General features: G+C 39.2%; 8 protein-coding genes. All 8 read right to left on the reverse strand.

Annotation, left to right across the window (positions count from 1 at the left end):
• Positions 1 to 41: 41 nt before the first annotated feature.
• On the reverse strand, positions 42 to 710 hold the full coding sequence (locus AAC026_RS04750; RefSeq protein WP_339607517.1) for a TonB family protein: 669 nt from the start codon (positions 708 to 710) through the stop codon (positions 42 to 44).
• Positions 711 to 855: 145 nt separating this feature from the next.
• Positions 856 to 1,530, reverse strand: a complete 675-nt coding sequence (locus AAC026_RS04755; protein WP_339607516.1) for an energy transducer TonB — start codon at positions 1,528 to 1,530, stop codon at positions 856 to 858.
• Positions 1,531 to 1,583: 53 nt separating this feature from the next.
• Positions 1,584 to 1,952 carry a VanZ family protein gene (locus tag AAC026_RS04760; RefSeq protein ID WP_339695444.1) on the reverse strand — a complete coding sequence of 123 codons (369 nt, stop codon included), beginning with the start codon at positions 1,950 to 1,952 and terminating at the stop codon, positions 1,584 to 1,586.
• Positions 1,953 to 1,966: 14 nt separating this feature from the next.
• Complete coding sequence (gene gcvH / locus AAC026_RS04765; protein ID WP_339607514.1) at positions 1,967 to 2,347, reverse strand: glycine cleavage system protein GcvH; 381 nt, start codon at positions 2,345 to 2,347, stop codon at positions 1,967 to 1,969.
• A 54-nt stretch (positions 2,348 to 2,401) separates the two neighbouring features.
• The gene (sprA, locus tag AAC026_RS04770) at positions 2,402 to 9,523 is read right to left on the reverse strand and encodes a cell surface protein SprA (protein WP_339695447.1); all 7,122 of its coding nucleotides are present in this window, start codon (positions 9,521 to 9,523) and stop codon (positions 2,402 to 2,404) included.
• A 13-nt stretch (positions 9,524 to 9,536) separates the two neighbouring features.
• Positions 9,537 to 10,130 (reverse strand): Holliday junction branch migration protein RuvA, encoded by a 594-nt coding sequence (gene ruvA, locus AAC026_RS04775; protein ID WP_339607512.1) that lies wholly within the window; start codon positions 10,128 to 10,130, stop codon positions 9,537 to 9,539.
• 107 nt (positions 10,131 to 10,237) lie between these two features.
• The gene (locus AAC026_RS04780) at positions 10,238 to 11,341 is read right to left on the reverse strand and encodes a DUF4837 family protein (protein WP_339607511.1); all 1,104 of its coding nucleotides are present in this window, start codon (positions 11,339 to 11,341) and stop codon (positions 10,238 to 10,240) included.
• A gap of 89 nt (positions 11,342 to 11,430) precedes the next feature.
• Positions 11,431 to 12,789: a LysM peptidoglycan-binding domain-containing protein gene (locus AAC026_RS04785; protein WP_339695450.1), complete on the reverse strand. Its 1,359-nt coding sequence runs from the start codon at positions 12,787 to 12,789 to the stop codon at positions 11,431 to 11,433.
• Between the last annotated feature and the right edge of the window lie 5 nt (positions 12,790 to 12,794).

The following is a 12,794-nucleotide window of genomic DNA, read 5'->3' on the forward strand; positions in this document are numbered from 1 at the left end:
TATTAAAGTTCTGAAAAAGCCCATGTTCATTGGGCTTCAACTTATTTTAATCTGAATTTGATTCTGATAGCCATTTTTGACTTTACTGCTACTCCTCTTTGTTTACCAGGAATCCATTTGGGTGAAGCTTTGAGTACACGGATGGCCTCTTCATCACATCCTCCTCCAATACTCCGAGTAACCTCTATATTGGAGATCGCACCATTGGCATCAACTACAAAGGAGAGGTCTACCGCTCCTTCAATTCCCATTCGTTGAGCTTGGCGAGGATACTTCAAATTGTCGTTTAGAAACTTTGCCCATCCGTTATTAGGGAATTTAGCCGGATCTTCCACTATTAGAAAAGGCTCATCTGAAACCTCTTCGTCAGGTACAGGTTCGTAAATGATTTCTTCAATCTCTGTCTGCTCGGTAATATCTACGTCTATGTTGATTTCAATTAGTTCATCGATTTCTTCTTCGTCTGGTATCGCAACAATTTCTGGTTGTTGTATAGGAGGAGCTTTTGGCGGTGGTTGCTCAGTAGGGGGGATTTCAATGAGATCATCAAAATCATCTGTAATCATACCTAAGTCCATTAGATCACCTTTTTCATATTGCTTCCATTCAAAGGCAACAAAAGTGATACTAAGGCTTGCTAATAGGCCAATGGCAAGGAATAAGCTCGACTTTTTATTTAAGTCTGCCGAAGGGGATTTTTTAGCTTCCATAGTTTTGAAGTTTAAGGTTGAAAATGCTTTATCTGTTTCTTTAAGTTAAGTGCTTCTCAGAAACATAACTAAAGATACTCAATTCAAAACTAAAAAACTAGTTATATTAAAACTAAAAAAGCCCAAGTTGATTGGGCTTTTTTAATTATTTAAGTTTGAAAAGAATTCGGATTGCCATTCTTGACTTAACAGCTCGTCCTCTTTGCTTTCCAGGAGTCCATCTTGGAGATGACTCTAATACTCTAATCGCTTCAGCATCACAGCCTCCACCAATACCTCTTGTTACAGTAATGTCAGATAGTTTACCTTCCTTGTCTACAACAAAGGATAAGAATACTGATCCTTCAATCCCCATTCTTGAGGCCGAACGAGGGTACTTTAGGTTTTTCTGTAAGAATTTGTTCCATTCGGCATCGCCACCAGGGAATTCAGCATTGTCTTCAACAATTAGGAAAATTTCATCTCCTACTTCCTCTTCAGGCTCTTCTTCAAAAACAATTTCTTCAACCTCAGTTTCTTCAGTGATTTCCACATCCAAGTTGATCTCGATTTCTTCTTCGATCTCTTCTTCATCAGGAATCTCAATGATTTGAGGTTGTTGTTTTGGTGGTGGTGGTGGTGGTGGTTGCTCGGTTGGCGGTATTTCAATTAAATCTTCAAAATCGTCAGTTGCCATACCTAGGTCCATCAACTCACCTTTTTCTGTTTTCTTCCATTCAAAGGCAGCGAATGTAATACCAAGGCTCACTAGCAGACCTATTGCTAAGAATAGGCTAGACTTTTTGTTCAAGTCTGCTGACGGAGTCTTTTTAGCTTCCATAATCTCTTTTAGTTACACTTTTAAAACTATAGCATTAGTTTGATATTCGCAAACTAATATCTTATAAAAGTAGAAAAAACTACGACACCTACAATAGCTCCAATTGTATTTACGAGCAAATCGTATATATCTGTCATTCTACCAGGTACAACGGACTGCAATGATTCCAATACCAATCCGTAAACTACGCATATAGTTAACGAAATCAAACGGTATTTGTTTTTAAGCGGTACGTTGCCTTCTTTTTTTCTTTTGCCCCAAAGAACTAAAAAACTTAGAATTGCGAAGACACCCAAATGGGCTACCTTATCATACGAAAGTAATTTAGACTCTGGAAAAGAATCCTGTGGCAGTAACATTAATACTGCCAAAACTATGGCCCAAGATACGCTGGCCCAATACTGTTTAATAAACGAGCGCATCAGGTAAGTTGGATCTATTGACCAATCAATGCTCTGTACGCAGCAGCATTCATGAGGCCTTCCAATTCAGAAGGATCACTTAATGTGATTTTGATCATCCAACCTTCTCCATAAGGATCAGAGTTTACTGTTTCAGGAGCATCTTCAAGCTGACTGTTAAATTCTTTTACTTCACCCGAGAGCGGCATGAATAAATCAGAAACAGTTTTTACAGCTTCCACTGTACCGAATACCTCTTCTTTGTCAAGCGAATCTCCTTCTGTTTCAATTTCAACATAGACGATATCGCCTAGTTCGCTTTGCGCAAAATCAGTAATTCCAACTGTTGCTTCATCTCCTTCAACCTTTATCCACTCGTGGTCTTCGGTATACAATAAGTTTTCTGGTATGTTCATTTCTCTTAAATAAATTCGACCAAAAATAAACGGAATATTGTGAAAAGTAAGCGTTTATTGAGACAAACTGAATCTAATTCTTCCACCAAAGGCAGTTCTAGCATTTAAGAAGCTGGTTGTCACTCTTGGCTCGTTCACATTCTTTTCAAAATAGAATGCTACTTGCAGTGCATCGCTCACATTATACTCAATTGTTGGGTTTAATTGGAAGATTTTTATGCCTTCAGTAACAATGCTCGATTCGTCAATTCTTCTTTGTACGGTTTTGTTGTCGCGTAAGCTAAAGGTCATGTTAAAGCGTAATTCGTTAGGGAGGGTTTCTTTTCTTCCTCTTATTCTGAAAGGAATTTGTACGCCCGCTTTGGTATATCCTAATGTTACACTGATATCACTTGCGGAGCGTTCTGTAACTTGAATATTGGAGAGGTTGAGGGCAACATTTCTTTCTTTGGAATAATTGACATCGAGATTCCAGCTATTTGTGGTTTTAAGGTTTATTCCAACCAAAGGAGAGAATTTTTCTGAAAGTACTACTTGTTGTGATGTGAATATTGGCACTAAGTTGCCGTCTTCATTAAACTGATCTGCTAAACCATAGTCGTTTATTTGATTGTCTAAAGTGAGATTGGTAGTGTATAGCGCAGAATTTATATAATTGCTTACACTGTACTGACTATTGTAGGAATGGGTAATGCTTACAGAGCTGAACAATTCTTTAATAGCTTCAATTTTTGTGAGTCCTCGGTAATTCAGAGCCCAGCCTGGAACTGGAAGTCTAGGGAAGGCCGATGTTTTTATTTCATCTGGGCTTTGCCCTGAATAGGCGGCCAAGAATGCCGGGATAACTACATCTTGCGAATTGATGTCATAATTTCCTACATCGTTAGATTGATCTAAGCGCGATTTCAGAATGTTTCTATAGGTTTCAAAGTTGGCAAATAGGGGCGAATCATCATTGCTATCGTCTTTTTGAAAAGCTGTTTTTATCATGTTGTAAGACACAATGTAAGTACCTGTTCGATTTGGATTGATGCTTAGGAAGTCGCTCGAAGTATCATCTCGTCTAAATATCTCTTGATAGTTTTCTGAATGTGTTTTTCTTCCTGTAAGGGTTACTCTAAAGTCGCCAAAGGGCTCTAAAACCGTAGAGTAGTTGAAACTTACATTTTTGTCTTGGGTAAAGGGTGCTGTTAAGAATGTGCTTTGGGCATACAGCCCATCTCTTGCCAATTGCGTTCGTATGGAGGCATCTTGACTACCGACAATAAAACCAAGGCTCGGGTTTGTCATATCTCGGTCTAACCCGAAAAGGAAAACATCTGGCATATAGCCTGGTAAAACGGTTCCCTGTGCTATGGAGTAATCAAAAGTAGCGCTCCTTACCATCATAATAGCTCTGAGTAATGCCTTTAAAGCTGGCATTTGATCAATGGTCTTTTTCTGTTTGGTAGAATCGTTTGCTGCTATACCAGTTGGTCGAGCCCTACTTCGGGTAGGTGAGTTTATTTTTTTGAGCAGTCCAATGTTGTTGTAAATCTTCTGCATATCGATTTTACCATTTACTTTGATTACGCGTGTGTTGCCTGCGTAATTCCCCAAAGTATCGGCTTGTCCAATGGCGCCTGCTTTCCAATTGTAAGTGGAAGCATAACTTACAGATGAGTTGAGCCAATTGGTGACTGGTATTTTCTCAAAGGGTAGGGTATAGCTTGAATTGATTGTGTGCGTATAGTTTTTTATTCGTCCAAAGTTTTTAAAATTCGTCCATACAGAGTCTCTTTTTACATCTGTGTTGATATCACCTTCTGGCTCATCAATGATGGCGTTTACATTGGCAAAGTAATCGAGTGTAAGTGCTTTGGTCAGATTCCAGTTTACAGCATAACTTCTATCAAATGTAAATGACTTTTCAAAGTAAGGGTCTATTCCTTCGGTGCCAAGGTCTGAATTTCTAAGTTGGGTTTTTAAGAAGCTTCGGTTTACATTACCATTGACAGTAATGGAGTTAGGGACCAGATTAAAGTTGATCTCCTTAATGATCTGAAGCCATTTGGAGCTTAGGAATCCTATGTTTTTAAAAGGTTCAATAAACCATTCTTTGGGTTGATAACTGTAGGTAACTGCTCCTCTGTAGTTTTTGTAATCGTATGATGCGGTGTTAATGTTACTTCTGGTTATTTCATTGTACGCATAGGTAAAGCTTAAATTTTCTATGTCGTAAATGCGTTTTGGGGCGTCTGCGTTTACCCTTCGCTTTCTCACATTAGAGAAATTGAAACTTCTTCGTTTCGACTGATCGACTACTTTATCATAATAGCTGTCTCGTTCTTCTTTGGTTTCAAAGGAGTTGAGAACATCTTCTAATGGTAAGTCAGGGTCAAGGGGATCGTATTGAGGTATAGATCTGGAGTTTTCTAAACTGAAATAGGCCGGAAGCTCAATGCCCCAATTTTCAGGGAAGAATTTGCCAAGTTTTAGGCTGGTTGAAATATCGTACTGCGTAGTTTTTTCTCTATTTCTGTCAGAAATTTTGTCAGCAATTCCTCCAAAACCAATTCCGGAATGTCTTATTGATGCTGAAACATTGCCTAAATCGGCCAACTGGGCATCGAGCCTTGCATTTGCTGCTATACCTGATTTGGAATCGAAATCGGTTACTCGCAGTTCGTTGGCCCAAATGCAGAAACTTTTAGGTTCTAGGTCTGGCGAGCTTGGGTTTCTAACCCCAATCATAAGGGTTTGTACGGTGCTTAAGTCTGGCCGGCCTACCACTGTAATATTATAGCGGTCAACGGTTTCGGTATATGGTAAGCTGAGGTTAGCATTGCTGGCGTTTCGTCTGGATTTAACTTCATATAGACTGCTGAATGCCAAATCAATTTCGTTTTCTTCTGGCCAAATATCTCGCGGAGAGAACATTCCTGAAGGAGTCATGGTTAATGGCACTTCAATCTCGTAATAGTTTTCGGTGAAATCGGTACCTATTCTTAAGAATGCGGTGACTTCACCTGGGGCAAGATTGTCTTGACTATCTCCATGAAGGAACATTTTTATACGGCCATAATTCACCATGTCCTGACTCACGTTTTTGAATACGGCACGTGCATCTTTATCGCGCAAATCTTCTACACAAAGCTGTAACGATTGTTCATTACGTCTTCTTTCTACAGCAGAGGTATTGTCTCTATCGCGCTGAATACCCGGAGGTAAAACATAAGGAGGTCTGCCTTGGCTTCCTTGGCTGTTTTCTTCAATTCCAACTACAGAAACAGTAAAATTAGGGTCTGAAGGTTCTGGAATTTCATTCAAGCCTTTTTCGAATAAACTTTCTTGAAAAGTTCTCCATTGGCTACCTACCAATCTAAAGTTTACAAACCTAAGGACTACTGGTTCTTCGAAATCGGTAAAGTAAGTACGCATGTAACGAATGGACTTGAAGCCATTGATGTTTCCTTGAACACGATCGGGCTTTCTTACAGGAATCCTGAAAAGGTACCAATTCACCACATCTCCATTGTCGCCAACTGAATTGGAAACCATATCAACAATGTTATTTCTTCCAACTTCTAGCTGGCCTGGCTTTAGATCCAGTTGATACTCGTAATATTCTTCAAGGTCGTTTAGGGTATTGTCACGATTGAGGTCTTCATTGTCTGGTAAATTGGTTGAAGATGGTGTGTAAAGCTGGTTTCCGTTATTTACTGGGCTATTGCCTTCTAGTCCATTATAGTTTTTGTAGCGTTCCAATACTTTTGCGTCTTTCACATCCAAATCATCACCTAAATAATATTGAAAGTTATCGGCTGAAGGATCTGCCTCAATCTGTTGTCGCACATCGCTATTTACATTCAGAGAGCTAAGGTAGTTGGCGAAGAAGGTTAGTTCGTCAGATGATTTTAATCCATCTAAACCTACATCTTGGTTGGCCCTTGCTTCTCCTGAATTGTCGAACGCTGGATTTAAATAAGGTTGCCGAGTTACACGTCCCCATTCATTTTCTACCACATTTTCCATACTCGGATCGCCATTGGCAGGAAGGCCTTGCTCAAATGCGTGTCGCTCATCTTTCATTAAATCTTCAGAAATACTTCCAAGGTTTAGAATGAATTTACCACCTGTAGTGTTTGCTTTTGGGGTATTAATCCCATCGTCAATAAGTCCTCTGGGATTGTTTGGAGTTCCGTTAGTTGAATTGATAAACGGATCCATCATCCAGAATTCTATGTATTCTATATTGGTTTTATCGAAATCAACCTCATTTGAAATGGCTCGGGTAATGGCACCAAAGTTTGATTTAGGGTTTGGTAGAAATCCTTCTGGAGTTAAGTTGGGGTTGTAGTTGTAAATGCCTCTTTCTGATGGGTAATAAGCCAAATCGAAGGAAGGCTCATTTACAATAATTTGTTGTGCATCTCTTTTAATTACTTCATTCTGCCCAATAGAGCGTACATAATGATTTTCTAAATCTATGGCGGTAATATTCTGAGGCCTCGATCTGCCTGTATTTCTATAAATCACATTGTCGATGGTATACCAAGCTACTTTGGCTCTTTTGTAGTTCGCTCCAAGCCGATCTGCAGTTTCATTGCTTTTGTCGAATCGGTTGTCATCTGTTTTTGGTGTAGCCCCATATTTCCAACTGATGGGATTGTTTAGGCTGAATGGCGTGACCGTGGATTCAAAGTCGTCTATGTACGAAGTACCTACTCCATCTACTTTATTGGAGGTGCCGGGGATAAGTTGGGCCATTTCGCCACTGAAAGTAACGGTGGATGGTGCTTTGGTATCAATAAAAGGCAGTGCGTCTACCATTCTGGTAAGAAAGCGAGATTCGTCACTATAGTTTACATCAAAGCCCCAAACGGTATTGTTAACAGGCTCATTGCCAATTCCTACCCGTGTGAGTTGCGGACGCTCGTTTAGGTTAAGGAAAGTGAAACCGAAATTGGTTTTTGGGTTTAAAACATAATCCAATCTTGTTCCTACCAAAGTGCGCGACTGAAAATTGAATAAGTCTGCTTTTTCATAATTCACCCTAATTTTCTTTCCTGAGTTTAAAATGGAAGGATTAATGATATTGACTTTCCCTAAGTTGTAGTCCACCGTAAAGTCAGAGCCTTCCTGTAAAGGAGTGTTTCCTGCCATAACTTGTACACTACCAGGTGCTATTTGAAAGGCATTGAGGTTGATTTCGTTTGAAGAACCAGACTGTAAACTTCCTTTAATGTAGAATTTGTTGAGGCGAGAAACCAACTCGGCATCGGCTTTTGTGGTACGATAGAGGGTGTCAAACACATATTTATCTACCAAAAACTGTTCATCTGGAGCAAATTTACTTTCCAGTGTTCGACCAAAAGGTTCAAGTACTGGGAAAAGCATATACCCTCGTTGGGTATTGATTGTGAGGTCTTCTACAAAATCAAAATTAGCATCTGGCTGAGGGTCTCCATTTTGATTCAGCTTGTCCAGCCCGAAAGTTCTGATGAGAGGAACATCTTTGGTGTTTGCTCCTTCGTGAAGACTAGGGTTGTCAATTCCTGTTTTGTCGTCTCTATAGATCACCCGAAGTTGAAAAGCTTCTTTGCTAATGTTTGAAGCGTTCAAATTATAGATGTTCTTCATCATTAAATCCCAAGTAGGTACTCGTGTATTGATTTTACTTGGTCTGAGAAGTTTCAGAAATATGGCTTCGCTTTCAGGTCTGTTTTGGTAGTCTTCTGTTAGCTCACCAACCTTAAATCTTCTGCCTTGGTAATTATATTCATAAGAAACCGCGAGTACTTCATCGCTTTGTAACTGTCTGCTTAATGAAATAAAACCTAGCTGACTATTGAAATAATATTCAGAAGGGTCAAGTTTTCTGGCTCCTGTTACTCTTTCAAAGTCTAGTGCTTTTTCTAAGCCTTTTTCACCTTCCAAAACTGAACTCAGCTGGTCGGCCTGTCGCAAGCGAGGATCGGCAATTAAATTTTGATATAAGCTGTTTGCACCATTGGCAGTAGGGGAGTTTGGAGTTCCAGTTCCTACAAAAGCATTGTTTTCTCTGTAAATTCTATCGCCTTCGCCCAAATCCATAAAGGCAGCAAAATTTCTAAGCGTTTGCGTATTGTTGGTTCTGTTGAGTACATATACTTCTACCCTTGTTACTTGCAAACCTGAGATTACTGAAGGAATGCTTCGCAGCCAGTTTTCATAATTATCTCTAAAGAACTGACCTAAAAAGAAGTGTCTGTTTTCGTCATAGTCCGATGCTCTTATTTCAAATTCATTTCGTTGAATTCCACCTTCAACTTCAATGGATTGAGATTGACCGCGTTGGGTGGCCGCTAGGGCAGTAACGTAAAGTCTACCGAATTGTAATTGAGTTTTAAAACCAAAAAGGTTTTGAGCACCACTGATAAGGCTGTTTGCCACAGGTAAACTTACGTCTCCCAGCTCGATGGTTTTGATGATGTCTGACTCTAACCCAGCGAACTCTACTTTGAGCTGATTTTCAAAATCGAAAGAGTTATTATTATCAAATTTAGCTCCTATTTTCAGTTTAGAGCCAATTGTACCTTGTAGGCTCATTTCAATATTTTGATCAAATTCAAAACCACCCGTTCGTTGTTGCCGAATCGGGATTGCTGGGTTATCTACCCTCTGAAATTGGCCACCAAAGTCTAATTGAACAAAGCCACTGGTCTGAATATTGATTTCATCTCCACCAAACAATCGATCAAAAAAAGGACTCAAGGCAATGGGGGGTATGAGTTGTCTACGGTTACTTACGGCACTTTCTCCATCTTGGGCTTTGGCTTTTTCTGCTAAAAACTCTCTCACTCCTTGTTCTTCTCTTTGCTGTAAGGCAACGTTGAAAGGAATTAGAGTAGGAGGCCCAAGAAATTGATTTCCGAATTTTTCACTGTACACCAGTGACTTACCTGTGTCTAATTGATATTGTTGATTAAAGAAATTCAGGTTGTTGAAAAGCAATGGAGACTTTAGCCTGCGATTGTTCAATGGGTCGCCAATGCGATTCCTTAATCCAAAATTTGGATATGATGTTTTTTGATATTGCGAGGTGTCTGAAGTAGTTCTGGTAGTATCTTGATAGCCATAGACTTCTGTAGTTCCGCCCAAAAGGGTGAATCCAATGACAAGCAGGAGTAATATTTTGATGATTTGGTTGATCAAGTGTCCCTAAAAATCAGGCAGCTTTCAATGCCAATTTGATCAATTCTTCAAGAGAAATTTGGCCTTCAGAATTTTTCAAAATTTTGTCAATACTTTTTTGTGCAGCCACCTTGTTGATGCCTAGAGTTACTAACGCAGCTAAAGCTTCGTTTCTTATAGTGTTAATGGAAGAAGAGGTAATATTTACTTCTCCTAGGTGATTTTGCTCTTTCGTTACTTTGTCTTTTAGCTCTAGAATAACGCGTTGAGCAGTCTTGGCACCAACACCTTTCACTCCTTGAATGGTTGCTACGTTACCCGATGCGATTGCATTTACAATTTCGGAGGGGCTTAGCGATGATAAAAACATTAGACCAATGGATGGGCCAATTCCTGAAATAGAAATCAATAAAGTGAAAAGTTTTTTTTCAGCCTCATCGGCAAATCCGTAAAGTACTTGAATGTCTTCCTTTACATGGAAGTAAGTGAAGAGTTTACATTGCTCTTGTTCTTTAATTTTGGAGTAGGTGTTGAGTGATATTTTAATTTCATAACCAACACCTTGAATATCAATGATTACAAAAGTTGGGTCTTTATGGGCAAGCTTGCCATTTATGTATGCAAACATAGATTCTGATTGTACTTGAGTATAAAAAAAGGCAAGTTGAACCTGCCTTCGCTTAAATTTAAGAATATTCAAGTAAAATCAATGTCGGAAATCTTAAAATAGCCTGTTTAAGATGGATTATCTACTGCCTTGAAAGTAGTTAATATTGATTCCATTTGACGGATCAACTCACGATGTGCTTCGTTCGGGTGAATAATAAAGCCTTCGATGTAGTATAACCTGTTTGTTTTCTCGTCTACAAAAGTGTAGCTGATAAAAGTACCTCCAACAGAATAGTTGTTAGTTTTCCATGCGCCACGCATTTCTACGGTATATTTTCCGTCAAAAGTAATGTCTCTAAAAACTGGTCGCATAAACTCTGTTTCCGTAATCATGAACGACTGCTTGTTTTCAGGATCGCCATAGATATACTTCTTTCCAATTTCATTTCTGAGCTTTATTACATTTTCATGAGTGAATTCATCTTGAGATTTATAGTCTTTAAAATACACGAAGATGTTTTTACTCGGGCCTGTAGAGGGTAAATAACGCGACCACATAAAGTCATCTGCAGTGGTGGCTAATTCGAAACCTACTGGAATTTTGATGTAGTAACCGAATTCATCTCTAATTCTATCGGAAATTCCTCTTGAGTCTACGGAAGAACGAATGTCGGTAGCCAGCCTCTCTCTTTCGGCCATGTTGAAGTAATTTCTGATAATACCTCCATTCTCTTTTAAGTGATTGATCAAATCTTGATCAGTTTTGCCAAAGAGGTTAAGTATTTTTTGCCCTTTTGCATACTGGTTTTCAGAAGTGTTCATAAATAAGTCTGGCTCATTTGCAATTCGATCTTTAAAAGAGTCGGGAAGAATGCCTTTAAGGTATTTGTCGGCAGGGGTGGTGCCATCTAGTGTGGTTATATACACCACATTTCTTGAAAGTTGAAAAATTCGATTGTACTGAAATGGCTCTATAACACGAGTAGTGAATGATGGTTCTGTTCGGTTTAAACCTGCTACAGGTGAATGAAAAACTTCTTTCAGGGCTTCACCGAGTGGGCCATCCCACTTTTCTTTGTTCATCACAATTACCAGTTCTCCAGATTGCCCAGTAGCATCGGGTAGAAGGTTGGGATTTGTTTTGTTCGATTCCTTACCTTCTTGATCTGATTTGCTGCCGCAGCTTGATATGGAAAAGAGAATAAGAACTAGAAATAAAAGCTTTTTCATAAACTACTGTTTTAGTTGGTTGTGTCAAGAAAGGTAATATGAAATGGATTTGCAAACAATATCTACTAAATAATTAGTTGTTCGTTTAGTTATCCTATTTTTAACTTCATACCAGGCTTTAGACTGTTTGAGCTCAGATCATTTAACTCTTTAATGCGCTCAATTGTTAAGCCTTCATACATTCTGGATATGTCCCACAATGTATCACCCGGTTCAACCGTGTATTGCTTTGAGCTAGGAATAGGCTGGTTTAACACCTTTTGTGCAGAAACGGTATTGTCTGAAAGAAAATCAGGACCTGTGTAGATATTTAAACGTTGGCCAACTCTGATCATTGATCCTTTTATGTTGTTCCATGCTCTTAAGTCTTCAATTCGCACTTGGTGTTTTCTGGCAATGGTGCCCAAAACATCTCCGCTTACCACTCTATAGCTTACCTTTTCTTTTCCAAAAGTGCTGCCTGGCATGTTGGTCGCCATTTTTTCGAATTCTGTTCTACCTTCTTCAGCTTTGGCTAAAATATTCTCGCGGTTTGTTTCGTACAAGGCCATCCCATCTCTCGGAATTTTTAGTTTAAAGCCTTTTGAGTTGGCTGGCAATGCGCCTTTTTTAATAGCCGGGTTGAGCTTCTGTAAGAGGTCTAGGTCTATCCCACTTTCATCTGCAAAGGCCTTTAAATACACAAACTGATTTACTTCAACTTCTTCAAAATCAATAGGGTACTGAATGTCGTCAACAAATAAATTATGCTCATCGGCATATTCCATAGCATAAAGAATGGCCGCAAACTGAGGTACATATGATCGCGTTTCTCTTGGTAAATATCTATATACTTCCCAGAAGTCATCTTTTTTAGATCGTCTCATTGCTCTTTGAACATTGCCTATTCCACTATTGTAAGCTGCTAAGGTCATTTTCCAATCTCCTAAAATCCCATACAACCATTTAAGGTACTGACATGCGGCCTCGGTTGATTTTTCTGGATCCATCCGCTCATCAATGTACCAATCGATTTGTAAGCCTTGCTGTTTTGCTGTGGGCGACATGAACTGCCATAGACCGACAGCTTTAGGGCCCGAAACCGCTACTGGGTTTAAACCAGACTCAATAATAGGCAAGTACTTTAGTTCTTCAGGCAGGTCATATTTTTTAAGGTACTTTTCGAAAATCGGGAAGTATATTTCTTGTCGCCTTAACATTTCGCGGGTGTACTCTCTATTTCTAACCGTGAAGTAATTAATAAAGGCTTTGACCTGATCATTGAAAGCAATGTCGATTTCGAGGTCTAGAATGTCGTAACGACTTTGTAATTCTTCATAAGAAAAATCAGGTGCATAGTCGTAGCTAGGTTTAATTTCTTCTGGTATAGTATCGTTGGTAGCGTAGCTCGTTTGCGTAAAAGCAAATGAGGTAATTAGCAGTAATAATGCCCAGTGTAATCGCTTCATTGTAT

This window comes from uncultured Roseivirga sp. (genome assembly GCF_963973945.1).
In the GTDB taxonomy this organism is placed as follows: domain Bacteria; phylum Bacteroidota; class Bacteroidia; order Cytophagales; family Cyclobacteriaceae; genus Roseivirga.